Here is a 26,218-nt window from a genome sequence, read left to right on the forward strand (position 1 = left end):
TCAGCATTTCTATCATATCAAATGATTCGTTATATAGAACTATATTTCGACAAGTTTTACAAAAAATTTATTTAATTTACAAGCTTTCAAACTATAATACAAAATAATAATTTTACACCTTCTACGAATGCACTCTATAATGTTAGAGAGAGAAAACAGAAAATATCGAAATTTCATTGGCATGTAAAATGGATTCATTTGAATAGGAGTGATTGGATGGAAGTGCAAACAGAAACATACCGCGCAGCTATGAATGGAACATTAGAACGTCATTTTTCAGATATGATTGCCGTTATACCAACTAAAATTACAATTGAGCAGTTAAAACTGCGGCTAGAAACAATCGCTACTAAAGTTGACGAATTGAAAATTGTTTATAGTGATGAGACAAGCATTATTGTTGAGTTACATATGGATGAAAAAATTACACCGTATGAACTGCATATTGATGAGGCGAATGACCCAGAAGAATATAAAATGTACAATAGACAAGATTCTACACTCGTAGATCGTAATTTTGAAGATGCTGCTTATGGAACTGAAATTTTCACTCGTACGCTATTTGTAGGCGATGTGCTGGACTGCTTTTTCCAGCAGTTACAGTTTTTATGGAACCTCGCTCCAGACTTGTTATTTGTAATCGATTCAAGTGCAGCAATGAAAGTGATATCTAGAAGCTATATTGAATATCACGTTGAAAATGAATTATTACCTGACATTCCTGACTTGTACGTTATTCATTCTGTTTATGAAGACGATAAAGAAGGTGCGCCTACGCAATATTGGTTTCATACACATGGCCTTTTAAGAGCAGGCGTAACAGAAATAGAATTAATTATTCCAAATCGCATCTCTTCCTACTACGGCATTGGCGATCTTTTTCAAACATTTGCTAATAATGCCATTGAGAATGGACAAGTCCCTATGAATGAGCCTATCGTTATCGCGCATAGTCAGCAAGGTTCTATACATACAGTAGCTCTTCCATGGGAAAAGGGATTATCTTATATTGGGCATAAAACGAGCATGGATCAATTATCTTCAATCGAGGATGAAGAAGTGAAACTACAACCAATAGATTCGCAAAACACATTCTTAGGCGGTATGGATGACCGAGATGAATACCATCAATCTCCATCCGTTTTCTTATTCAAATGTAATACTTCAGAAGAATATATTGAAAGCTTTTTCCAAGAACACGAGGAAGCTACAGGGCTCATGTTCTATAAAACAAATAGTGAAACCGATCGTATGGCTTACAATGCGAAGAATACTTTCGGATATTTCAGCAACATTTTTCACATTGAACAATCGAATGAAGATTTTCGTTTCCTCGCTAAGTTTGGTGTCTCCTACGAAGAAGGAAAAAGTGAACATATGTGGTTTGAAATGCAAGAAATCGCGGAAGATTTCATTCAAGGAATACTCATTAATGAACCATATTTTATAGAAGATATGAGTGAAGGAAATAGTTATCATTTAGAGTTTGAAAACTTAACAGAGTGGGTTATTTATGCAGGAGATGCCGTTATAAAGCCAAATAACTTATATATGTTTATTGGTGAATAAGTAACAAAACGCCTTCAATGTGATTGAAGGCGTTTCACTTTATTGTGCAATTAATTCGGTATCCATTACTTTCTCCAAATGAGAGAGTACACGCTTTGCGGCTTTCTCACCTTGATCAATACAGTCCGGAAGACCAGAACCAGCGTAAGAACTACCTGCCAAGTATATACCTGGCAACTCTTTCTCCATAAATGTTGTGAGTTTCTTCATTCGCTCGTTATGGCCTACTGTATATTGGGGCATCGCTTCTTTCCAGCGACTTACGACTGTAAATTCTGGATCCTCTGTAATATCCATCGTCTTTCGTAAATCTTCTAGTACAAGCTGAACGAGTTCCTCTTCTGTTTGTTCTACAACTGCTTCATCACCAGGGCGTCCAACGTAACAACGAAGTAGCATTTTTCCTTCTGGCGTTGTATGTGGCCATTTTTTATGTGTCCACGTACATGCTGTAATTGTGTAGTCGCTATTTCGAGATACGACAAATCCTGTACCATCAATATCGCGCTGAATGGCTGATTTCGGGAAAGCCATTGCCACATTCGCAACTGATGTGGACGGAATGTTGCGGAAGAAACGAAACTGCTTGTACTGCGCAAACATAGATGGCAATACTTTATGTGAGCTTGCCACTACGACCGCGTCCGCTTCTATTTCTTTTCCGTTACTAAGAGCAATCGTATAAGCATCACCAAGTTTTGCAATTTTTTCAATGCGGGTTCCCTTTATTATCGTACCTTCATGCATCTTCACTTCGAGAGATTCTACAATAGATTCTAAACCTGTTTTCACTGTTTGGAAGATTCCTTTTTTCGGTTCAGATGTCTCTTTTTTCGGAGCAAGTGTACGCATACCGAGTGAAATACTGCGATGCTTCTGCTCAATTTGATACATTTGCGGAAATGTTGACATTAAGCTCATTTCATCAATATCCCCTGCATAAATACCCGATAGTAATGGTTCGATTAAATTCTCAACCACTTCATTGCCGAGGCGATGTCTGAAAAACTGCCCGAGTGATTGGTCAGATACTGGCTTTGATCTCGGCATTAACAGATCAAAACCAGCTCTTAGCTTACCAATTGGGGAGAACAGCCCGGAAAATAGAAACGGCGTAATTTGCGTTGGAATTCCCATCATCGATCCGCTCGGCATTTTATGTAACCGATTGTTTACGAGGATAAATGATTGACCGGCCTTATTATTTACAAGTTCATCGCCAAGACCTAATTCTTTCGCTAATCTAGCTGCACTTTCTTTTCGTGCTAAGAAAGAATCCGGTCCGCGTTCAATTGTAAATCCATCTTTTCGAACGGTTTGAATTTTCCCGCCAAGTTTACCCGATGCTTCTATCAGTAATGTATCGATCGGCAAGTTCTTGTCATGAATATCTTTTTGTAAGTTATACATTGTTGTTAATCCTGTGATGCCACCGCCGATGATTACAACTTTTTTCCTCAAGCATGCTCCCCCTTTCTTTTTACAATACAGATTCTTTTTTCTTTAATACAACATCTGTTAAGCAATCAATAAATGCGTCCGATGCATTTGGCATTTCTGGACGATAATATTTTGCGCCAATTTCATCTGTCACAACTTTACACTCAAAGTCATTGTCATATAAAACTTCTAAATGTTCCGCAACAAATCCAACTGGTGCGTATACGAATGAACTGTATCCATACTTTTCGTTTAGTTCTCTCGTTAAATCTTGTACATCTGGACCAATCCAAGGATCTGGCGTGTTTCCTGCACTTTGCCAACCTACTGCATAGTTTGCTACTTCAGCACCTCTTGCAATATAGTCAGCTGTTTCATTTAATTGGTCTGGATATGGATCGCCAAGTGCAATAATTTTTTCTGGTAAGCTATGTGCAGATACGATTAATACTGCTTTTTCACGCTCTGCTTCTGACATACCGTTATATATACCTTTCACTGCATCAACCCAGTACTGGATGAATTTCGGTTCTTTATACCAGCTATCAATGCCGTGAATTGTTAAGTTTCCAAGTTTCTCAGCTTCTTCTTGTGCTCGTCCTACATACGATTTCACGCTAAATGTAGAATAGTGCGGCGCAAGAACAAGTGCTATTGCATCTTGTATACCGTCGTTATGCATATCTTTCACTGCATCTTCAATGAACGGTTCGATATGTTTTAAGCCAAGATACATATGGTACTCTACTTCATCTTGTACTTCATTTAAACGCTGTTCTAACTTTTTAGCTTGCTCTAATGTAATAGTAGCTAAAGGAGAAATGCCACCAATTGCACGGTAACGCTCTGTTAAATCTTCTAGCATTTCAGGACTTGGCTTTCTTCCTCTGCGAATATGTGTATAGTAACGTTCAATATCTTCTTCTTTATATGGCGTTCCGTATGCCATTACAAGCAAACCAATTTTCTTTTTCATACAACAATTCTCCTTTACTTCGCTAACTGCCCTTTAGAGTATTCATGAATAAATGTAGTTAAACGTTTTAATGTATCTGGATTTACTTCTGGGAATACACCGTGTCCTAAGTTAAAGATATAACCAGGCTCTTTCATCCCTTGATCTAAAATACCTTTTACATGTTCTTCAATAACAGACCATGGCGCAAGTAAGAATGAAGGGTCCATATTTCCTTGTACCGCCTTATGAACGCCGCGTGCGCGTGCCTCTTCGATCGGTAAGCGCCAATCTAAGCCTACTACATCAAGCGGTAAGTCGTGCCATTCATTTACTAAGTGTGCAGCTCCTACGCCGTGCATAATCATCGGTACACCCATCGGGCGAACTTCTGCAAAAATACGCTCCATTGCTGGTTTAATAAATACGCGGTAATCTGCTACATTTACTGTTCCAACCCAAGAATCGAAAATTTGAACTGCTTTTGCTCCTGCATTAATTTGCGCTTTTAAATATGTAATAACCATATCTGCTAGCTTATCCATTAAAGCGAACCAAGCTTTCGGCTCTGCATACATGAACGCTTTCGTATTATGATAATTACGAGATGGACCGCCTTCAATCATATAGCTCGCTAGTGTAAATGGAGCCCCTGAAAAACCGATTAACGGTACGTCTAGCATTTCTGTCGTTAATAAACGAATCGTATCTAATATGTACGGTACGTCATCTTCTGGATTGATTTCCCCTAGTTTTTCTACGTCTTGTAAAGAACGAATTGGATTATCAATAACTGGGCCAATACCTGATTTAATTTCTACATCCACACCAATTGCAGGTAGTGGTGACATAATATCTTTATACAGAATTGCTGCGTCTACGTTATATTGATCAACTGGCAACTTTGTAACGTAAGCACATAACTCTGGATTATGTGTAATTTCAAATAAAGAATACTTTTCTTTTATCTTTCTATATTCCGGCTGCGAACGACCTGCTTGACGCATATACCATGCTGGTACATAATCAGTACGTTCCCCCCTACATGCTTTTAAAAATGTCTCATTTATAGTTCTTACCAAGACCCTTGCTCCCTTCCTTGCCAATGCTTTTGCTCTAAATACGTTCTATTCCGATATTTATCTTTTTTTACTATACAGCTTGTAAAAACAAAATGCATAACATTATGTACGTTGTTCATGAAATTGACACAAACATTCGTAAAACCGCTTACTATTTTCACAACATTCTTATTATAGCACAGAGAAAAACTATGGTTTAGCTACTTTTGACTTTTCTCCTTCGCGATTCGTTTGTGTGTTATATGGTACAACGTAAAAACTCGGTTTTGAAAAGATGTTAACGAACTTTTCCTCATATTCCCCGGCACCATTTACAGTGCCTACATGCGTATGGACTCCATTTTCCACTCTATAAATGCGATACATAATTCTTTCATCTGGAAGTGGTGTCCAGCTTAATTTCGCTTTAAATAAACCGAAAGGGCTAAACGCTAATTTCACTTTCACATCTTCAATCTTGCGCAAACGAATCGGAGTACCGATTGTTTCCACACCTTCTGGTTTCATAAACTGCTCTTTCTGTTCTACATTTGCCTTCGTTAAAATTTTCTTAAACAATTTCGTTGCTGACGCACTTTCTCCTTGCAACTGATGCTCTTTATCCGTACGGTCATAACCAATCCAAACAGCACCTACTAAATTTGGCGTATAGCCAACGAACCACATATCTCTAGCTCCATTATCGTCATTTGGTAAGGAAGTTGTACCTGTTTTCCCAGCTAATGCACCGCTATATATGCCTGCTTTCGCTGTCCCTTCCTTCACAACCCCTTCTAACATTTTCGTCATATACCATGCCGTTTGTTTCGAGAAAATTTTCGTTTCTACTTTTGGCGATTCTCCAATGACTGTGCCGTGTCTATTTAACACCTTTTCTATAACGTGCGGCTCAATAATAGCGCCATTTGCTAAAAATGCACGATACATTTTCACAAGGTCAAATGTTGAAACACCATTTTTCAATCCGCCAAGCGCTGTACTTAAACCAGCATCGGCAATAGGAACATTGCCTTTCTCTAAATATTGCTTTCCTTCTTCTACCCCTAGCTCATTTAATAAAGAAACTGCCGGTACATTTGCTGACTCTAAAATCGCATCATACATCGTCATTTCTTTCGTATATTGACGATTGTAATTTCGAGGTTCATAACCTTCAAAAGAAGTTTTTTCATTCTTTAATAAAGAATACGGATTATATTTTTTCGTTTCGAGTGCTGGTCCATAGACAATAAGTGGTTTTAGCACAGATCCCGGCTGTCTTTTTGCAAAAACACGATTAAAGCCTCTCGGGACATACTTTCTTCCCCCAATCGCTGCTTTAATTCCGCCCGTACGATTATCCATTAATAAAAAAGCACCTTGCGTCCCCTCTTCTTTACCAGGGAAATTCCTCGCATCTTGAAACTGGTTATACGCTACCTTTTGAATCTTTTCATCCATCGGAACGACAAACGTATATCCTCCTCGGAGTACTTCTTGATGAGATAACCCGTATAAACGTGCTGCTTCATCTATGACCATATCAATATACGGCATATATGCGAGTTCATTCTCGTCTAGGTTTTTGTAAAGAGCAATGGTCTTTCCTTGATAACGTACGCTCTCTTCGGCAGTCAAATAGCCTTGTTTATGCATCAGTGACAATACGAGATCACGGCGCTCCTTACTCTTCTCTGGAGAGAAATAAGGTGAATATCCGTTTGGTGACTTCGGAAGACCTGCAAGCATTGCTCCTTCTTCTACTGTTAAATCTTCTACACTTTTATTAAAATACAACTTTGCTGCTGCTTGAATACCGTATGCCCCATGGCCAAAATAAATATGATTCATATACATTTCAAGAATTTGTTGCTTCGTATATTTTTGCTCTAATTGAAGGGAAATTGCGACTTCCTTCAATTTACGCGTAACTGTTTTTTCACGAGTTAAAAAAACGTTTTTAGCGAGTTGCTGTGTAATCGTACTACCACCTTCGACCTTTTCTCCAGCTAACGTATCTTTATAAAGAGCCCGGAATATAGACGGGTAATCAATTCCTTGATGCTCATAAAAACGAGAATCTTCCACCGCAATAAACGACTGCTGCACGTATTTTGGAATTTGCTCGATTGGTACGAGATCTCTATTTTCTACGTATAATTTCGTAATTTCTTTCCCTTTCTGGTCAACGATACGTGATGAAGAGTGAAAAACGAGTTGCTTTTCATCCGTCATATAGCCACCAGCTAACACAATAAGTTTATAAAATACAATCGCTAATACGAGCGTTGCTAACCCACCTAATAAAGTCCACTTTACTTTCTTCATACATCGGCCTTCTTTCCAAATGATGGTACATTTATTATTTGAAAAAGAAGTATCTTTATGTATATAATCTTCGAAGTTTTTTACGAGAGTTGATATAATAGAAACAAACAATTAAAGGGGGCATTAAAATGAAGGCTATTATTTCATACGAAACACCTCTAGAACAAGCACATTTCACTGCAAAAAATAATGAAAAAGATATGTTTTATAAAGAAAATACAGAAGAATCTGTAGAAGGTTCTCTTCAGTATGACGTACTAGACGCTGTTGGTGAATTTAAAGGACAACCTGGCTACATCGTTTGTAACAACATTTCTGTCACAGACGAAGGTCGCCCAGTATTTGAAAATCGATTCAAAAACCGCGCAGGCCTTATTGAAAACGAACCAGGATTCCAAGCAATTCGCGTTCTACGCCCATTAAGTAACGATACATATGTCATCTTAACAATGTGGGAAACAGAGCAAAACTTTAAAGACTGGACAGAATCACGTTCATTCGAAAACGCTCATAAAAAACGCCCTGCACAAGCAGAAGGACAAGCTCAGGCTCAGGCGCATCCACATGCGGAACAGCAGAAAAGTATTTTCTCTCGTCCGTCATTTGTGACTACTTTTGATGTGTTAGTTTAAGGGTTTTGTACGGTAGTCCTCCAGGGATGCAGTACACGAAATTATATCGGCGATTTTTGAGATATATCGACTTATTGACAAATCACGACACAAAAAAGGAAACACCATTACGTACCGGTGTTTCCTTTTTCTTTGTACCAATTATATATGCGAAGCGCATCTTCTTTTTGCATATGCTTCACTTTATATTTATGTCCCGCTACTGATACGGCAGCTGTACATAGCTCGTCTTTCTTTTGAAAATACGATTGATTGTACCCTACTGCTTGAACATGCCTTTTTCGTATGATTCCTGTATATTTGGCAAGGCCGCGGTATACCATGACTAATTGATTGTCTCGTATCAAATATCCGCCACTTTTATACCGAGCGTATGCAAGTAACGTAAATATGATAAATAGTGGGATTAAAGTAAATAACGCCATATTTTGCTTAAAATATATACTCGCACCGATGATCAGCACTGCGAGTATCGCACTTGTAATCCAGCCCATTATGACGTAACGACGTAATGCAGCCTTCGGTAAATGAACGATTTCCTCTTCCATTTCATACGGTAACTGCAAATATGTAAGTAACTGCTGGACATCTTTCTTTTTCATAAAAGGATGTAACATCACTTCATTTCCAGCTGCTTCTATACTTTGAATAACTTCTACTTCGACAGAGCAATAACCGAAAGGCTCGCGGAGAATTCCTTCTTTCACCGTAATTGCTTGAATGCGATGTAATTTTAAAACAAACTCTTTCTTATCAAATAACCCTTGCACGATGCGAACTTCATTTCCGTTTCGCTCTATTTTAAAGTTTGCATATTTTAACGCATAGCCAGCTGTCGAAACGACCCACGAAACCGCCATTAAAATCGCGGCCATAACGATTAATTCATATACACCGTTATCCATCACATACGCTTCCACTTTATTTATGAGCCATTCTGGAAGAAATTGATTAAACTCTGTGTAAATAAGAAGTAATCCTGAAAAAACTAATCCGAATCTACCAGACGTAATGGCAGCTGCTAAAATCTCTTTCATCGTTAACTGATAAATCGTCTTACTTTCTTCTGGCATGGGTACTTCTTCACTCGCAGCGCTTCTTTTTTTATTTAATAAAGCAATCAGTTCCTTCGCTTCATCTTCTTTAATACCAGCTAACATCACATCTGGCTCACTACCGCCGCCCGCTACTTCTATATTTAATTTCATCAGTCCGAGCACTTGATAAATGATGTTAGAAGACGTACTAATATTTTGCACACGTTCTTTATTTAAGTAGCTTTCTTTCTTAACGAACACACCATGCTTTATATGTACAATATTATTTTCAACCCAGTACACTTTGAAATACCATTTTATAGCTGAGAAAATTGCCATAATAAATAATACAAATAAAAGAACAAGATGTAAGAGATACCAAGGTTTCACTTGACCATCAGATTGAAATAAAACAAGAAAAATAAAAGGCAACAAAGTCGCAACTCGAATACCTAATAAAATTGTGATCGGATGTTGCCTCTTATACATCCTCATCACTCACTTTCGCAAGTTCTCCAATTTGTCTTTTCAGCTGCTCTGCTTCTTCCTTCGTTAAGCCTGGAATACTATGAGAAGTTGCCGCTGTTGAAATATGTAATTCTGCTAAATTATACTTTCTCATAATTGGGCCCTGTTCAATCGTTACGTGCTGCACACGCATCATCGGAATAAGTACGCGTTTTACAATGAACATTCCCTTTTGAATCTCAATCTCTTCTTCATTTAATCTGTAACTATAATAACGTTGACGTAAATTTGGAAACACAAAATAATCAAGCGGGATAAATGTAATAGCTCCTGTTACTAGCAAGCCAAACAACCAGCCCCACCAATTAAAATTGATCATAAAAAAGAAATACGCAATTACGACTGCTAGTATAACCGCCGCCCCAATTAAAGCGTGGATTCGCCACACTCTCAGCATATTAGAATGAATCTCCCTTTCTAACGGTTGCATTTCATCACTCCAATTATATGAATTTATTAATTATATATTAGTTGGTATATACATATTTGTAAAATTATAGTTTTTATATCGTATCGATTATTTCTTTAAAACTCCCTTCATTAATCGAATGCACTTGAAACTGAATGTAATCTATTTCATTCCTATTCGGACGGGCATATGGCAAAATGTTAAATTTAGAAGCAGATCTTCCTAACATATCTACAATCATTAGAGAAACGTCAATATATTCGAAATCTACACGGAATACTACTGCTTCTCCCGTAAATTCATAATCTTTAATCGCATCATAAGACTTATTCGCACTAATTAACATCACTTTTAATAGTTGGTTCAAATTTTCTGGTTTAAAATTAATCATATACGCAGCTCCTTTTTTAATAAAACACTATGAAAATAGTGTAATCTTACACTTTCATGGCTTTACACTTCAATTATATAAAAAATAAAGCTAGTTTTTTATAAATTTTTTGATATAATTACATACGGGAAACGGGAAGATATTTATCTTCCCTTGTGTTTTTATTTGCATCTAGTACTTTTGCTAGATGCCTTTTTTTATGCTAAAAAAGGTACCCTCACATACTTTGAGGATACCTTTTTCATCGATTTATTGCATTTCAATAATTGTACCATCTTCGAATACTTTCAATACGCCAGTAAATCCTGCTCCAGCTGCGCCTTCTATTTTATATGTCGTACGCACTCTAATTTGATAATACTTCTTTCCATTCTCTACTTGCGTATTCTCTAGCGTGTAATCATATTCTTCTTTATATTCATTTTTAATATATTCTTTCGCTTTCTCAAAAGTAAATGCATTTTGATTCTTTCCTGTCTCTACTTTTTGGTTCTTTTCTGCCTCAGTTTTTTGAGTCTTTTCTGTTGCTACTTTTTGATTCGTTACTACATTTGTTTTTTGTGCCTTCGCTGCCGCTTCACTCTTTGCAGTTTTTTCCTCTTCATTCATTTTAGTAACTAATCCTACCGCTTTTTTATTATATTCTTCAAGATTCTTGTTATCTTTTGTTTCTGCAACTAGCTTATTTACTATCTCTTTCGCTTCTGCATAATTTTTCTTACTTATTAACTCTTCACTTTTCGCCAATTGCTCACTATACTTCTTTTTTTGTTCTAATACAGCTAGTAATGCTGTTCGTTCTTCCTTTGCCTGCTTTATAAGTGTATTATTCCCATCCTTCATGTTCTCTACTTTTTCAAATGACTTGATTGATTCTTCTACCTTTGTTTCTTCTTTTAACTTCACTGCTTCAATCATTATTTTCGTTTGTTCTACAAGCACCATTACATCTGAATCGTCTTGTTTCTCATCTAGCGCTTTTTCAAATGATGATAAGGCATTTTTATATTCTTTATTCGTTAACGCGGTCTTCCCTGCATCCATTTCTTTTTCAAAATCTCCATTACTACATCCAGCTAACATTAAAAATGTAATTCCAATTACCGTTAATAACTTCTTCATTCTTTCTCCCCCTATATGTTCCTAAAACAATAACTTCATATGTATAAAGGTCTGTGTAGTAATTAGACTGAAAATAAAGATGTACTTTGTGTGTGGGAAAGGAAGTACATTTCATTTACTATCATTACTTAAAACTCCTAAATAGTTGGTAGTTGGTTTTCTTCTTTTAAGACAGAAAGGAATTTTAATCATGTGCGTAAAGTTCTCACCAGGCTCTTTACTACACACACTCTTATACACATAGAAAAACTATTTTTAGTTTGCTATTTTTTCAGCTTTACATATTCTTGGTTGATTGGATACGAACCACAATTCGTAACATACCGAAAAACAAAAGAAAAAAAACTGTAATATAAGTTACCTTTCGTAACTCCCCTGTAACATAAATGTAACATAAGGTTTTTATACATACAATAGTTTTTTTACATTATTTTCCCCTATCTACATTTTAAGGTGTTAATACAGTGCTAAAACGAGTTTCATCTCCCACCTGCTATTGGACTATCATCCTTTGAATACTTTAGGAAAAAGCCCTCTTTCTTAAAGTACTCAAATTAATTACATAGATAACTCTTTTTTCACCCAAACATTACGAAGACCTTTAACCTTTTACTTTCACATTAAATATATATAGCTAACTTTTTTGATATAACCGCATTAAGAAAATAGGACGAACTTTGTCTTCCTTTTTGTTTTTATTTGTATCGAGTTCTTTTGGTGCTACCCCTTATTGAAGAATTAGATTTTACACATCTGATATAGTACGTGAAATTATATAATAGGGGGCACTATACCTAAAAAAGAAAATTGTATGTTTAGACATAAAATTGACACCTTTTGATTTGTTCCCTGTAAGTTAAGGAATTAGTTTGTATATTTGAGGAGATGTACGAGACAGGTGTGAATTTAAGGGAATCCAATATTTTCTATTCAAATATGATAGAATAGAAGTATATCCAAAACGGAGGAACAACAAATGAACTCAAACACAAAACAGTTTATTTATGATATCCAGCAAAGAAAAAACAATTATATGGAAAATGTATTAAAGGCAATACAACACCCTAAAAAAGAGCATTCTGAACAGGTCATTCAAAATATAGTAGACAAGATGGATATGATGATCAGTTTAGTTATTACTTACATCGCTATTGAATCAGAATCTATAAAAGAATTAAAAGAACTTCAGGAAGAACTTATTCATGCCCAAGCATATATTCAAAAACGGAAATTTGAAGAAACACAGAGATAAAACACTGTGTTTTTATTTGGTCGTCTATGACGCCAATCTGTTATAAATCAAATTAAGGGATTGGGTACACTTACCATATTTTGTTCACTAAAGTCATTTCCCTCCAAATAACTCATTCTATAAGACTTCTTTCTCTTACTATATGATATAAATCTATAAATATGCTAGAAGGATAATTCATTATATGAACGAAAATAACATTTTAATAAGTTACGTTTTCTATTCCTAAATTATTTATATACGATTCTTTTTTTACTAGTTAATAGGTAATGATATAGGGATACTTTGCATGTACATCTAGGTTGTTCCTTTCAGGCTATGTATCATTTTAAATACGCCCTTTATTAGAATAGTGCTCATACTTTTTTTGAGATTCTTTCGTAATACGTGCGTTAAGTAAAATTGCTAACAACAAAAACACTCCATATGTTCCCCCTGTCGCTCCTATGATAACCACACTACTACAAACAAGTACAATTAGTAGTAGTAACGAAACTAAATAAATATGTTCATAGTTCTTTGACATCTTCTTGTATTTTATGCGTTCTTTCCTTGCATCCATCTAAATTCCTCCTTTACATTATCCATTTCACTATCAAATAAATCTCGCCCTTAAAAGGGAAAGAATATATCTTTTTAAATAATCAGCTTATTTTTTTATCAACTAATTTATATAACGTAAAAAGAAATCCTACCAATATTAAGCTTTCCACCATGATAATCCCGACCCTCTCCTTCCGTTTTAACTCCAGCACATCAGATAAAAGTAGCAAACAAAAAGGATCCTCCCTTCTTTTAAAGGTTGATCCTTTTCTTCATGCATTCAACTATTCTTGATTAATTAGAATAACAGCTGGTCCATCTACACGAATGCCACCAACTTCGATTTTTTCATAAGGCTCAACTGTAATAGAAATGATCCCTTCCCGCTTCTTTAATTCATTACTTAATTCTTTTGTTAACATTTTTTTCATGTGTGTACTCCTTTTTACTGCTTAATTTATTATTGTTATGTAAATGAAGTTAAAAATGGTTTCCTGGTCTGGAAACCATTTTTTTGTAGTTGACCATATGGTGTTACCAGTTCGTTTATCAATTTTACGTAAAGAAGAGATAAACAATTACCTATTCACTGTCTCAGTAGATATAAGGAATTCTTAAAGAGATAGCGGTGAGATCGATTGTTTTTTCTTCTAGAAATAATGACCTAGATAATATATTACCTAAAACAATGAAAGCCCTACCTCTCTTTCATCCTTACGGATCCTTGTCCGTGCCAGTGTGAATCAGGATTGCAAAAATCAAGTGACTATTTAATCGAGTTATTTGATGAAACTTCGAACGTTCGTAAAAGAAATTTAAAAATAAAAATGGATTAGATTGAAGTAATAACAAAAGAGGTTCCTACTCTAAAAGTGAGTTGAAGAAGTTGAATGTCTTTGAAATGATTTACTTTTAATAATCATCATATTCCCGAAAAATTCAGGATATTTTCGGGGGATGTAATACATTATCTATAATGAATCCTAACAGAAACTTTTTATTTGATTTTCAGTGATCCCTTTAATTAATCCTAGTTCACTAATCAAAAATTCATGTGCGTTATCCAACATTGTTTTTTCGCTTGTATTAAGTGCCTTTTCTTTCTTCATACGCATTAAATCACGTACAACTTCAGCACCTTCTTGTATTTCACCCGTTTTTATTTTGTCCGTGTTCACTTTATACCTTTGTTTCCACGTTAATAATCTATCTGATTCTCCATGCTGAAAAATGTGTATAATGTGTTTTAATGCAAGTATATCAGTAACCGGGCGTATACTCGAACTTAATATTTTCCCCATAGGAATCATGACTTTCATATTACTGATTGACATTTTTATAACATAATACTGTTGTTTTTTTCCTGAGAATTCTTTTTCTTCTATGGCTTCAATTATACCTGCTCCGTGCATTGGATAAACAATGTTATCGCCAATTTGAAACATATAATCCACCTCCATATATGGTAACCTTCTTAACTTTAACATATATGTGTTTTTTTATCAAATATTTAATAATATCACAAAGATATTTTTGTAGTCAACTACTTTTTAAAAAAATTAAATTAAGTAAAAAAGACCTCCAAAAATGATAGGGAGTGTGTCAGATTCCGCATAAAGGGAAGAGGAATTTCCCCGCTTATATTCTGAAATCTCTACATTTTATGTAGGGATTTTTCCATAAAGAAAAGACACCCTAAGGTGCCTTCCTCCGACTTGAACCACTTTAATTTTAATAATATGTATTGGACTCCCATCCAATTATTATTTTACCATGTTAAGTAATGTTGTGCATTGAGAAATACGGTACATTTCTTTATCTAAACGTAAAAAGCCCTAGAGGGGACTAGGACTTTTTGACAGAATGAAAATGATTCAAAAAAGGACTTATATAACGTAACATACGAATGTTTCATAAATGTATCGTAAAAGTGAACAAAATCTATATTTTGTTATTGGAGACGTTACTCCTAATTATAATACCAATTGCCGTTTACTTTTACTTTCACAATTTCCTTTTTCTTGCATGAGGTTAATTTGTTATAATTAAACTCACAAACTATATTGTACATACTGTCATAGTTCCACAAATAAGAGGGATGATTCTTTATATAATCTTTCCATTCATTACTATATGTACCTTGTTTTTTTAAATCTCCTTCTTCACCGAATGCTGCTGCAACTTCTTCGTAAGACATACCGCGACGTAAATTATTGAAAGTATCCATCATACGCTGCTGTCTAGCTTCTTCTTTTCGATTTTGTTCTTCTATCTTTTCTAACCTACTCTCTTCGGCAGCTAGCTGTTTGGCTTGTTCTTTTTCCATTTCTATAAGTTCTTTTTCGTAATCTGCATGAATTTGCGCACGTTCTTTTTCGTATTTGTAATCCGAATACTTATTCCATCCCATAACTCCAAAAGCAATTAAAATTAAACCACCTATTATAAAAATAGGCTTCCTCTTCTTTTTTACGATTCTCTTCTAATTTTTTCAGCTCATCAGCTTTTTGTTGTTCTTCTTTTTGTTTAGAAGCACCTTTTTTAGGTGTATCTTCTTTTTTCACCTCAGTGTTAGCGATTTTAGCTTCATTTTTATTGATTTCTTCTTTCGGAGACAGTGCGTAAAAAATCATCATTAACACAAAGCATGCTAATCCGGAAATGAAATACCTCTTTTTACTTTGGTTTTTCTTAGAAGCTTTAGTCATTAATATAAAAGAAACGACTGTAGCTATAAAGAATAATGACATTAATATTTGCATGTAATTACCTCTTTCGGTTGTTAAAATGTAAGATTTCTTATCTCATGGTAGTAAACAAGTTATTTGTATATTGTCATATTTTGTCGAATGAAAATAAAAATAGAGTCGCAGCTCTCAATGAAAATTAGAAGGATGCCTTTTTCTCTGATTTAAAGTTCAACTAGGATTTACAAATATTGAATAATGTTTTGTATCAAATCTATAGGAATATATGTTTTTACTGTGGATGGGAGCGTGTATCAAAAAGTGTACCTTTTGGGATTGTTGTTGAAGAGTATCCAATGTCATTATAAAAAGTGTATATTGGGGTAGCACCACATGCCCATCAAGCTAAGGATATCAAGAGGGTATATGTGAGTGTATTTTTTTGAAATTTCTACGGCTACACTAAAAATATGCATAACAAATAAACCTACCAAAAGGGTGTTTTGAAAAATATTATGCAACTTTGAAACCCTTTAACAACGTACACTCATACATAACGCCTAGGATATCAAAGACTGTTTTCTTTTCGTAACGGTGAGATTTCCGTCCGTTTTTCTCTAAAAGATTGAACAGACGTAGGAAAATCTTTGATAATTCTTGGGTGCCCTTTTGTAATCCTTGGTAAAACAATAGATAATAATTCTTTATCATATAAATGGATTTGTATTCACTTAACTCTTTCTTTTTCTTATTCAAGAGTAACTGACGCCTTTTAAACATGGTAGATGTACAGAGTAAAATGCTAATAAGTTGCCCATATAAATGGCATTCTAAGCGTTCTTTCTTAATTTCTTTACACTTGTGAATTTGAAAGAAAGATTTCCATGTTTTGAACAAAATTTCAATTTGCCAGCGTAAAGTTTCGCTAGAAATATAGTCTAGGATAAACAGTGTTTTTTCAATGCGTCCCATATATCCAGTTATATATATTCAAGTGGCTTTTTTCACAAAAGAATCATAAAAAACTCTATCTATAGATAGAGGGTATTCAAAAAAATCATCTTTCAGATAGATGTTCTAAAATATTAGGGATGTTACAATCCTCCAGTAAGTAAGCAAATAAACAATAAATTTATACTTTATGGGGGTTTTAATTTGAATACTCAAGCTTGGATAATGATTGGTGCATTTTTAACAATTGTATTATTAACACAAATCGGAAGGAAAGTATTTACAACCACAAAGGCTGTATTGCCATTTATTCTTTGTGGTATAAGTGTTTATTTATTCGTCGAGGAAATACCTACCTCAGGTTCAAATATGACCGCACTCATAATCATGACAATGGTCGGCATGATCATGGGAGGGCTAATGCTTTTTACAGTGAAAGTAGAATATGGTTCTGACAATAAAGCGTACGTAACTGCTGGTATTCCTTATTTATGTTTATGGATTATTGGACTTGGATGGCGTGTCGTATTAGCTTATGTAGCGACAGACTGGTATCCACAACAATTTGTAGATTTCATGGTATCGAATCATTTGGATTTTAATGTTATAGCCCCTGCTTTCGTATTTTTTACAATTGCGATGGTAGTTATTCGTACTATTGGAATTGTGATTAGGATACAAAGATATAGAAAAAATCTAAAGCAAATTAAAGAAATAGGTTAAGAAAAACAACTTCTTTTGCATAATGAAGTAGGTAAAACAAACACACTATACTAACTACTTCATTATTCTTTTAATTTCAGATTTTAGATGATATGCATTAAAGGAATTTAACTCATCTATGAACTATTATAATTGGGAGTTGTAAATTTCCAGCCTTTAAATCAAGAAATTGATATTCATCTATAGCCAAAAAATATAGAAACTAAACAGTAAGGTTGGGAGGGAATAAGTACATGGAAAAAGTATTTTTAAAAATTATTGATAGTCATGCAGGAAATGCGATAGGAATCATCTTATTATGCGTATTTTTTTATCAAGGTTTCGCACCTCATGGTACCTTTGCAATATGGGTTTGTAGCGTTTTTGTAACAATTTATCTATGGATGTTATATTCACCAAAATCTTGGTGGAATGCAAGGAAGTACGCTTTATTTACGAGTATATTAATAAGCATATCATGTGTATTATATTTTTCTCATCCAAATTTTCCGAATTATGCGTTATGGCCACTCATAGTTTTTCTTGCCGCTGCAGAACCAAAGTGGACACGAGTAACGACAATTTTAGTTGCTATAACAGGGATAGTTATTATTCTATTTATACATGCGAATACGTTTCCTTATCAAGAAACATTAATTATTATCGGCCTCTATGTCTCGATCCGAAGTACATCCAAGCTAAGAGACGCATATCAAAAAAATCAAAAACAACTAAAAGAATTAGACGAAGCACATGCTGAACTACAAGAAACAACGGTATTTTCTATGCGATATGCAGCTTTTACGGAAAGAACAAAATTAGCAAGAGAGATTCATGATGGACTTGGACATCAAATGACCTCACTTATTATTCAATTACAGGCTCTTAAGATTATGTTAAGGAAAGATCCTGTTGCTGCCCAAGTTCATGTTGAAGAACTTTTAAAGGTGGCACGAAAAGGAATGGAAGAAATCCGAGTTGCTGTTAGAGAATGGACAAGTGATGAAAAAGATCTCGGGCTTACTTCATTAAAAGGATTGATTTCACAGGTTCAAGCGAATTCTTTATTACAAATTGAGTTCATTCAAGCTGGAAATATAACAGAGTGGACGATGGAGGAAAGTACAATTCTGTATCGCATTCTACAAGAGTCTTTAACTAATGTCTTACGACATTCTAATGCAGATTCTGTTATTGTAAACGTAACAGAAATAGACGGAGTAGTAAAACTCACAATTGATGATAATGGTATATATACAGGGGATAAGCCATTAGAATATGGCTTTGGACTCAATGGTATGATAAAACGCTGTAAATCAGTTGGAGGTAATTGTTCCTTTTTTCTAAATGAACCAAAAGGACTTCGAGTTGAAGCCACTATTCCAATTCAGAAAAATGGAGGAGAAATATGACAGAAAAGATTCGTATTGTGCTAGCTGATGATGAACCATTTGTTCGAAAAGGCCTATGCTATATTATTGAAATGCAAGATGATATGGAGATAGTTGGGGAATGTAAAGATGGGAAGGAAGCAATTAAAGTTGCCTTAGAAACTGCACCAGATATGGTAATTATGGACATTCAAATGCCTGATTTATCAGGTATTATGGCTACCCAAAACATTATGAGTATATTACCAAATACAAAAGTTGTTCTATTGACGACTTTTGATGTACAACAGTATGTCTTAGACGGTATTCGAGCTGGTGCAGTGGGTTATATATTAAAAGATACTGAAACGGAGGAAATGTTAGATAGTATTCGATCTATGAATAAAGGGGCAATGATTTATAATAGCACGACAGCAAATCAAGCTTTTACACAATTTATAAAACACGATAATAATGATTATAATTTAGTTAGCGAAGAACTTGAACATACGGAAACTCTAACTAAGCGGGAGATTGATGTTTTACAATTATTAGCTTATGGAAAACAAAACCATGAAATAGCTAAAATCCTTTATGTTTCCGAAGGGACAGTCAAAACTCATATCCACAATATTCTTCAAAAACTAGATGTAACAGATCGTACACAAGCAGCTGTAATGGCAATTCGAAAAAAAATTGTAAAGTGATATCTGCTGTATGTAGTAAAAAGAATAAAATTTTAAATTAACATAGTGTTTTTCTAATTGAAATTAAACAGATCATAATAAAAAAGAAAGAGAGTATAGCATGGATAATACAACTGGTCTTATTATTTTAATTCTTATAATTCTCCTTCAACTAAAAGAAAGGGAATTGAAATTTCAACGAATGTGGATTGCTCCTGTATTAATCGCATACTATACATTTACTCATGTATTTAATGATCTCACATTAATCGAAACTGGTTTATTTGTAGTATTACTTGCTCTTGGAGGAATTGTAGGAGCTGTGCGTGGTTCTACAACTATAATACGAATCGATAAAAGTAATGGGAAGGTTTATGCTAAAAGTTCTTATATCGCCTTAGGTATATGGGTTGTTGTATTTATTTTACGTTTTATCGTAACGTATATTTTTAAAGGTTCAAGTCAGTATGCGCTAGGCTTAGTAACGAATGGTATTTTTTGCCTTATTGCGGCGAGTGCGTGTATAAAAAGAGTGATTCTATACTTAAAAGCAAAAAGTTTGATGCATTCAAAACATTAAGTATTGCTAAGGGTAATTTTTGTAGTGTAGCAAATTTCATTGTTTTTCTAACACCAACACATTGCTATCAAGCTAAGAAAAGCAAATACCCCAGAGCGAAAATTTTGTGCATTTTGCTCGTACTTATTGTTTTGGGGTAATTCGTACTTTTAGCTTGATGGGCATGTGCTGCTACCCCTTTTGCTAAATGTTTTTTTATGCCAAATAAAAAAGGTATCCTCCAATACTTTGAGGATACCTTTTTCATTTTTATTATCTCTGCTGTTTTCTACCTAATACGAGCAACCCAAAACTCATCATAATAAGAAGTGCTCCCATATATGGTTCCACAGGCATTTTCTGTCCTGTCTTCGGTAATTCTTTTTCAGGCTTCTCTGGATCTGTTGTTTCTGGTTTTTCTGGATCCGTTGTTACAGGTTTCTCTGGATCCGTCGTTTCTGGTTTCTCTGGATCCGTCGTTTCTGGTTTCTCTGGATCCGTTGTTTCTGGTTTTTCTGGATCCGTTGTTTCTGGTTTTTCTGGATCCGTTGTTTCTGGTTTTTCTGGATCCGTCGTTTCTGGTTTCTCTGGGCCTGGTGGTGCTAAAGAAGTCAATTTGTTTAATACTTCTAATTGAACTGGACTTATCATTCCTTTTGTAATTTCAAATGGAATTGGATTAGTTAATTTTTCATAACCCTTTGGTGCTTCTACTTCTACAAGTGTGTAGTGACCTACAGATAAGTCTGAGATTTTCGCTTTTCCTTCTTTATCTGTTTTTACTTTCGTTACTACTTTTCCTTTTTCGTCATGAACTTCAAACACTGCCCCTGATAATACATTCTTACTTTCAGCAGCCATTTTTGTAATTTCTACTGAACCTTTATCTAACTGTTCATTCTCTACTTTTAGTAATAAAACTTCTGTCATACCTTTTTTAATTTCGAATGATACTGGCTCTGTTAATTTTTTATAGCCTGGTAAATTCTCTACTTCTACTAGTTTGTAACTTCCTACAGATAGATCTGAAATGTTTGCTTTTCCTTCTTTATCTGTTGTCACTTTCGTTACTACTTTGCCTTGCTCATCTTGTACTTCGAAGACTACGCCTGCTAATGCTTTTTGACTATCTTTATCTACTTTTGTAATTTCTACTGAGCCTTTGTCTAACTGTTCATTCTCTACTTTCAATGATAAGACTTTTGTCATACCTTTTTTAATTTCGAATGATACTGGCTCTGTTAATTTTTTATAGCCTGGTAAATTCTCTACTTCTACTAGTTTGTAACTTCCTACAGATAGATCTGAAATGTTTGCTTTTCCTTCTTTATCTGTTGTCACTTTCGTTACTACTTTGCCTTGCTCATCTTGTACTTCGAAGACTACGCCTGCTAATGCTTTTTGACTATCTTTATCTACTTTTGTAATTTCTACTGAGCCTTTGTCTAACTGTTCATTCTCTACTTTCAATGATAAGACTTTTGTCATACCTTTTTTAATTTCGAATGATACTGGCTCTGTTAATTTTTTATAGCCTGGTAAATTCTCTACTTCTACTAGTTTGTAACTTCCTACAGATAGATCTGAAATGTTTGCTTTTCCTTCTTTATCTGTTGTCACTTTCGTTACTACTTTGCCTTGCTCATCTTGCACTTCGAATGTTACGCCTTCTAATAACGCGCCACTTTCTTTGTCTACTTTTATAATTTCTACTGAACCTTTATCTACTAATTCGTTCTCTACTTTTAGTGATAAAATTTCTGTCATACCTTTTTTAATTTCAAACGATACTGGTTTCGCTAGTTTTTTATATCCTGGTAAGCTCTCTACCTCTACTAGCTTATATTTCCCTACTGATAAATCTGAAACGTTTGCTTTTCCTTCTTTATCTGTTGTCACTTTCGTTACTACTTTGCCTTGCTCATCTTGCACTTCGAATGTTACGCCCGCTAATACTGCGCCACTTTCTTTATCCACTTTTGTAATCTCTACTGTTCCTTTATCTAACAGTTCGTTCTCTACTTTTAGTGATAAAACTTTCGTCATACCTTTTTTGATTTCAAACGATACTGGTTCTGTTAATTGTTTGTAACCTGGTAAGCTTTCTTTCTCTACTAATTTGTATTTTCCTACAGATAAATCTGCAATTGTTGCTTTTCCTTCTTTATCTGTTGTTACTGTCGTTACTACTTTTCCTTGCTCATCTTGTACTTCGAAGACTACGCCTGCTAATGCTTTTTGACTGTCTTTATCTACTTTTGTAATTTCTACGTTACCCTTGTCTAACATTTCATTTTCTACTGTTAAAGCAAGAGATTTTGTCATACCTTTTTCAATTTGGAAAGCAATCGGATCTACTAATTGCTTATATCCTTTTGGTGCTTTCACTTCTACTAGCTTATATGTTCCAACTGATAAATTAGTGACTTGTGCTTGTCCTTTTTTATCTGTCGTTATTTTAGCGACTACTTGTCCTGCTTCATCTTGAATATCAAATACTGCATCAGCTAAAGCATCTTTATTTTCTTTGTCTACTTTTGTAATTTCTACATTTCCTGTATCTACTAATTCATTTTCGACTGTTAGCTTTAATGCTGTTACTCTGCCCTTTTCAATTTCGAATGAAATTGGCTTTTCAAGTGGTTTGTATCCTACTGGTGTTCCTACTTCCACCAACTCATACTTTCCAATAGATAAATCTGAAACGTTTGCTTTTCCTTCTTTATCTGTTGTTACTTTTCTTACTACTTTTCCTTTTGAATCACGTACTTCAAATACAACATCTTTTAATGGTGCTTTACTATCTTTATCTATTTTTATTATCTCTACATTTCCAGTATCCATCATTTCATTTTCTACTTTTAATGATAGTATCTTGGTCATGCCCTTTGTAATTTCAAATGATACTGGTTTTTCTAGCTTTTTATAACCTGGTAAACTTTCTATCTCTACTAATTCATACTTGCCTACAGGTAAATCTGCAACATTTGCTTTTCCTTCTTTATCTGTCGTTACTTTTTTAACTTCGTTACCTTTTTCATCTTGGACAACGAACGTTACTCCCGCTAGCAGTGCTTTATTATCTTTGTCTATCTTTGTTATCTCTACATTCCCCGTATCTACCATTTCATTTTCTATTTTTAATGATAAGATCTCGGTCATGCCTTTTGTAATTTCAAACAATACTGGCTCTATTAATTTCTTATATCCTGGTAAGCTTTCTTTTTCTACTAATTTGTACTTTCCTACTGATAAATCTGAAATTGTTGCTTTTCCATCTTTATCTGTTGTTACTTCTTTTACTACTTTATCTTTTTCATCTTGTACTTCGAAGACTACACCTTTTAATACTTTCTGGCTGTCTTTATCTACTTTTGTAATTTCTATTGAACCTTTATCTAACTGTTCATTCTCTACTTTCAATGATAGGACTTTCGTCATACCTTTTGTAATTTCAAATGATACCGGTTCTTTTAGTTTCTTATAACCTGGTAAGCTTTTCGTCTCTACTAATTTGTATTTTCCTACTGAAAGATCTGAAACGTTCACTTTTCCTTCTTTATCTGTTGTTACTTCTTTTACTACTTTATCTTTTTCATCTCGTACTTCGAAAACTACGCCTTTTAATGCTTTCTGGCTGTCTTTATCTATTTTTGTAATTTCTACTGAACCTTTATCTAACTGTTCATTCTCTACTTTCAATGATAGGACTTTCGTCATACCTTTTGTAATTTCAAACGATACTGGCTCTGTTAGTTTCTTGTAACCTGGTAAGCTTTTCGTCTCTACTAATTTGTACTTTCCTACTGAAAGATCTGAAACGTTTGCCATTCCTTCTTTATCCGTCGTTACTTTTTTTACTACTTCACCTTTCTCATCTTGAACTTCAAATTCGACACCCGCTAATACTGAACCGTTTTCTTTGTCCACCTTTGTAATTTCTACATTACCTTTGTCTGTCATTGCATTTTTTACTGTTATTGGGAATATGCCGTCCCCTGTTACATTTACTTCGAACTCTGTTTCTTTTAATTGGTATCCTTCAGGCGCTTTCGTTTCTTTTAAAATATATTTCCCTGGCGCTAACGGTTTAGAGATTGCCTTACCATCTTTATCTGTAACAATATGCTCAACTACTACACTGTCTTTTACTATATCAAACTCTGCATTTGCTAATGGTTTTTCACCATTTTCCGAATCAATTTTCTTTAATTCGATTTGACCCTTTTGCAAAGTATTTTTGACTTCAATGGCTTTTGTTTCACCAGCTTGAAGCGTAACCTCTACTGGAATTGTTAATTTTTGATATCCTTCTGGTGCTACTGTTTCATAAATTTTATACGTCCCAGGAGCTAAAGTTTGAGGTATTGAAAAGCCGTTTTCGTCCGTTATCAGTTTTGCAACAACTTCATTTGCACTATTTCGAACTTCAAATTCAGCACCTTTCAACCCTTTGTTCGGATTCTCAGCATCTATTTTATGAATCGATACTGTACCTTCTTTTGGAGCTTCAGGCGGCGTAACAATTACTTCTTTCGATGTTAATGTTTTATCATCAAAATGTAATTCCGCTTTATTAGGAATCTTCTTATCTACGTAAGAAGATAAATCTGCATTAGCTTTAATTTTCGCCTTAATGCTGAGGTTAATTACCTGGTCTTCATATGACTTATAGTCAAAATTCTCACCAAACGTAAATGTTACTTCACTTCTTTGTTTATCTATATTTAACGTTCCTTTAGAAGTAATATCTTGACCATTTTGATCATATACTTTTGCCTCTAATACTTCTAAAACATCTTCTAAATCATCACTAATTACCATTGACGTATAATTAGGTGAATTTTTCGGTATATGTGTACCAACTTGGTATTGAATAGCTTGATCCATTTGTGTTAACTGCTGATTCTCTACAAGCTTACCATTCTCATCTACTATATTTTTTTCAATGCTAGGTGGATTATCGTCACCTGAACCGGTTCCTCCCCCACCACTTACGAATACTTCTCCCACTTTTTCTTCAGTTACAATATTTTTACCTTCTAATTTCACTGTATTTTTATGAGGCTTTGCAGCAGGATTAGTAATCTTTGTTTTATATCTTAAAATATAACCTTTTGAGCTGTCTGGAAATTCAATTGTAAATCCAGTTTTCATCGCATTAATTTTAATTTTAGATAAATCTGCTGGCTTAACATTTGTTGGTGCATAGCCATCTTCAAATACAGCCTCTTCTAATACTAAACTATTTGTAATTAATTCATGCCCAGGTCCTAATGTGTCTGTTAATTTAAGATCTTGCATTTCTGTTCCAGTTGCATTTACATATACCGTCCAGTCTGCAATTGAAGGGTCTTCCTGATTATAAGAACCCCATTTCAATAGATTATCTGTATTGGGCTGTGGCTTCGGTCTCTCTGTTGTATTATTTACACTTACTTCTTTATTTACGATTTGACCATCAACGTTAAATTCTAATGGGATTTTTTTAATACCATCATATGCTTCTAGACCAAAATAAAATTCTACGAATAAAGAACCTTTAATGTTATTCTTTCCTTCTACGTAATCACCCATAGTACATGTCAATAGACCCTTTTTCATCTCACATGTACCAACTGTTTTTCCTTCAGCATCTTTTAAAGGAAAACTCATATTCATAAGATCTTTTCTGAATTCTTTTGGCATATCAATTGTGAATTGATCTCCACTTTTTATTTTTTCTTTAGCTGACCACTTCACTTCTACTTTCATACCATCTGAGGCTTGATATGGTTCAGACGTTGTACCATCAGTACGGGAGATATTAATCTCGTCCACTGGATTTTTTATCACAGCGGCTTGAATAACTGGAGCCCACACATTTAGTACTGAAAATAATACTAGAAAAACTAATGAAACCATCGAAATATGCCTTTTAGTACTTTTCATTTGCATAATTCCCTCCTATTTTTTATATTTATATAACAAAAAAAGACCGTCCGGTTGCATCAAAA

Annotated in this window: 21 protein-coding genes and 1 pseudogene; 7 read left to right on the top strand and 15 right to left on the bottom strand. The window is 34.5% G+C overall.

The window, feature by feature from the left end:
* Positions 1 to 216 precede the first annotated feature (216 nt).
* Positions 217 to 1,569, top strand: a complete 1,353-nt coding sequence (locus ILT06_RS11205) for a DUF4026 domain-containing protein (RefSeq protein ID WP_222655100.1) — start codon at positions 217 to 219, stop codon at positions 1,567 to 1,569.
* A gap of 39 nt (positions 1,570 to 1,608) precedes the next feature.
* Here the strand turns inward: ILT06_RS11205 and hemY are convergent, their stop codons facing one another.
* The 4 genes from hemY to ILT06_RS11225 all read right to left on the bottom strand — a co-directional run bounded on the left by hemY (position 1,609) and on the right by ILT06_RS11225 (position 7,353).
* Entirely contained in the window at positions 1,609 to 3,030 is a 1,422-nt protein-coding gene (gene hemY, locus ILT06_RS11210) for a protoporphyrinogen oxidase (protein WP_222655101.1), read from the bottom strand.
* 19 nt (positions 3,031 to 3,049) lie between these two features.
* Positions 3,050 to 3,985, bottom strand: coding sequence for a ferrochelatase (hemH, locus tag ILT06_RS11215; RefSeq protein ID WP_060489228.1), 936 nt, complete (start codon positions 3,983 to 3,985; stop codon positions 3,050 to 3,052).
* Between the two features lie 14 nt (positions 3,986 to 3,999).
* The gene (gene hemE / locus ILT06_RS11220; protein ID WP_000252608.1) at positions 4,000 to 5,046 is read right to left on the bottom strand and encodes a uroporphyrinogen decarboxylase; all 1,047 of its coding nucleotides are present in this window, start codon (positions 5,044 to 5,046) and stop codon (positions 4,000 to 4,002) included.
* Positions 5,047 to 5,235: 189 nt separating this feature from the next.
* Positions 5,236 to 7,353: a transglycosylase domain-containing protein gene (locus tag ILT06_RS11225; protein WP_149173357.1), complete on the bottom strand. Its 2,118-nt coding sequence runs from the start codon at positions 7,351 to 7,353 to the stop codon at positions 5,236 to 5,238.
* A gap of 128 nt (positions 7,354 to 7,481) precedes the next feature.
* Between ILT06_RS11225 and hmoB the strand changes: the two genes are divergently transcribed.
* A complete protein-coding gene (gene hmoB / locus ILT06_RS11230; protein WP_002150035.1) occupies positions 7,482 to 7,985 on the top strand; it encodes a heme-degrading monooxygenase HmoB in 504 nt (167 codons plus the stop codon).
* A 107-nt stretch (positions 7,986 to 8,092) separates the two neighbouring features.
* On the opposite strand, the gene ILT06_RS11235 is transcribed toward hmoB, so the two are convergent.
* The 4 genes from ILT06_RS11235 to ILT06_RS11250 all read right to left on the bottom strand — a co-directional run bounded on the left by ILT06_RS11235 (position 8,093) and on the right by ILT06_RS11250 (position 11,472).
* Complete coding sequence (locus tag ILT06_RS11235) at positions 8,093 to 9,511, bottom strand: PH domain-containing protein (protein ID WP_222655102.1); 1,419 nt, start codon at positions 9,509 to 9,511, stop codon at positions 8,093 to 8,095.
* Complete coding sequence (locus ILT06_RS11240; protein ID WP_088092249.1) at positions 9,504 to 9,980, bottom strand: PH domain-containing protein; 477 nt, start codon at positions 9,978 to 9,980, stop codon at positions 9,504 to 9,506. Before ILT06_RS11240 ends, ILT06_RS11235 begins: the two co-directional genes overlap by 8 nt.
* A 73-nt stretch (positions 9,981 to 10,053) precedes the next feature.
* Positions 10,054 to 10,350, bottom strand: a complete 297-nt coding sequence (locus ILT06_RS11245; RefSeq protein ID WP_064476886.1) for a hypothetical protein — start codon at positions 10,348 to 10,350, stop codon at positions 10,054 to 10,056.
* Between the two features lie 249 nt (positions 10,351 to 10,599).
* Positions 10,600 to 11,472, bottom strand: coding sequence for a COG3014 family protein (locus ILT06_RS11250; protein WP_064476887.1), 873 nt, complete (start codon positions 11,470 to 11,472; stop codon positions 10,600 to 10,602).
* A 976-nt stretch (positions 11,473 to 12,448) separates the two neighbouring features.
* Between ILT06_RS11250 and ILT06_RS11255 the strand changes: the two genes are divergently transcribed.
* Positions 12,449 to 12,724 (top strand): hypothetical protein, encoded by a 276-nt coding sequence (locus ILT06_RS11255; RefSeq protein WP_064476888.1) that lies wholly within the window; start codon positions 12,449 to 12,451, stop codon positions 12,722 to 12,724.
* 328 nt (positions 12,725 to 13,052) lie between these two features.
* On the opposite strand, the gene ILT06_RS11260 is transcribed toward ILT06_RS11255, so the two are convergent.
* The 6 genes and pseudogenes from ILT06_RS11260 to ILT06_RS11285 all read right to left on the bottom strand — a co-directional run.
* Positions 13,053 to 13,286: a hypothetical protein gene (locus tag ILT06_RS11260; RefSeq protein WP_000340042.1), complete on the bottom strand. Its 234-nt coding sequence runs from the start codon at positions 13,284 to 13,286 to the stop codon at positions 13,053 to 13,055.
* 265 nt (positions 13,287 to 13,551) lie between these two features.
* Entirely contained in the window at positions 13,552 to 13,698 is a 147-nt protein-coding gene (locus tag ILT06_RS11265; RefSeq protein ID WP_000738547.1) for a BC1881 family protein, read from the bottom strand.
* 552 nt (positions 13,699 to 14,250) lie between these two features.
* Positions 14,251 to 14,712, bottom strand: a complete 462-nt coding sequence (locus tag ILT06_RS11270) for a CarD family transcriptional regulator (RefSeq protein WP_000486311.1) — start codon at positions 14,710 to 14,712, stop codon at positions 14,251 to 14,253.
* A 524-nt stretch (positions 14,713 to 15,236) separates the two neighbouring features.
* Positions 15,237 to 15,677, bottom strand: coding sequence for a hypothetical protein (locus tag ILT06_RS11275; protein WP_222655103.1), 441 nt, complete (start codon positions 15,675 to 15,677; stop codon positions 15,237 to 15,239).
* A complete protein-coding gene (locus ILT06_RS11280) occupies positions 15,664 to 16,029 on the bottom strand; it encodes a hypothetical protein (protein WP_222655104.1) in 366 nt (121 codons plus the stop codon). The genes ILT06_RS11275 and ILT06_RS11280 overlap by 14 nt, the downstream gene beginning before the upstream one ends.
* Before the next feature lie 438 nt (positions 16,030 to 16,467).
* Positions 16,468 to 16,875: pseudogene (locus tag ILT06_RS11285) on the bottom strand (transposase); the annotation flags it as partial.
* A 234-nt stretch (positions 16,876 to 17,109) separates the two neighbouring features.
* On the opposite strand from ILT06_RS11285, the gene ILT06_RS11290 reads away from it, so the two are divergent.
* The 4 genes from ILT06_RS11290 (at position 17,110) to ILT06_RS11305 (ending at position 20,243) form a co-directional block, all read left to right on the top strand.
* Positions 17,110 to 17,628 carry a hypothetical protein gene (locus ILT06_RS11290; RefSeq protein ID WP_064476891.1) on the top strand — a complete coding sequence of 173 codons (519 nt, stop codon included), beginning with the start codon at positions 17,110 to 17,112 and terminating at the stop codon, positions 17,626 to 17,628.
* Between the two features lie 233 nt (positions 17,629 to 17,861).
* Positions 17,862 to 19,019 (top strand): sensor histidine kinase, encoded by a 1,158-nt coding sequence (locus ILT06_RS11295; RefSeq protein WP_064476892.1) that lies wholly within the window; start codon positions 17,862 to 17,864, stop codon positions 19,017 to 19,019.
* The gene (locus ILT06_RS11300; RefSeq protein ID WP_064476893.1) at positions 19,016 to 19,684 is read left to right on the top strand and encodes a response regulator; all 669 of its coding nucleotides are present in this window, start codon (positions 19,016 to 19,018) and stop codon (positions 19,682 to 19,684) included. The genes ILT06_RS11295 and ILT06_RS11300 overlap by 4 nt, the downstream gene beginning before the upstream one ends.
* A gap of 100 nt (positions 19,685 to 19,784) precedes the next feature.
* Complete coding sequence (locus ILT06_RS11305; RefSeq protein WP_064476894.1) at positions 19,785 to 20,243, top strand: CcdC protein domain-containing protein; 459 nt, start codon at positions 19,785 to 19,787, stop codon at positions 20,241 to 20,243.
* 252 nt (positions 20,244 to 20,495) lie between these two features.
* Here the strand turns inward: ILT06_RS11305 and ILT06_RS11310 are convergent, their stop codons facing one another.
* On the bottom strand, positions 20,496 to 26,159 hold the full coding sequence (locus ILT06_RS11310; protein ID WP_222655105.1) for a SpaA isopeptide-forming pilin-related protein: 5,664 nt from the start codon (positions 26,157 to 26,159) through the stop codon (positions 20,496 to 20,498).
* Positions 26,160 to 26,218 lie beyond the last annotated feature (59 nt).

It is taken from the genome of Bacillus sp. 17RED48 (assembly GCF_019837545.1).
Classification (GTDB): domain Bacteria; phylum Bacillota; class Bacilli; order Bacillales; family Bacillaceae_G; genus Bacillus_A; species Bacillus_A wiedmannii.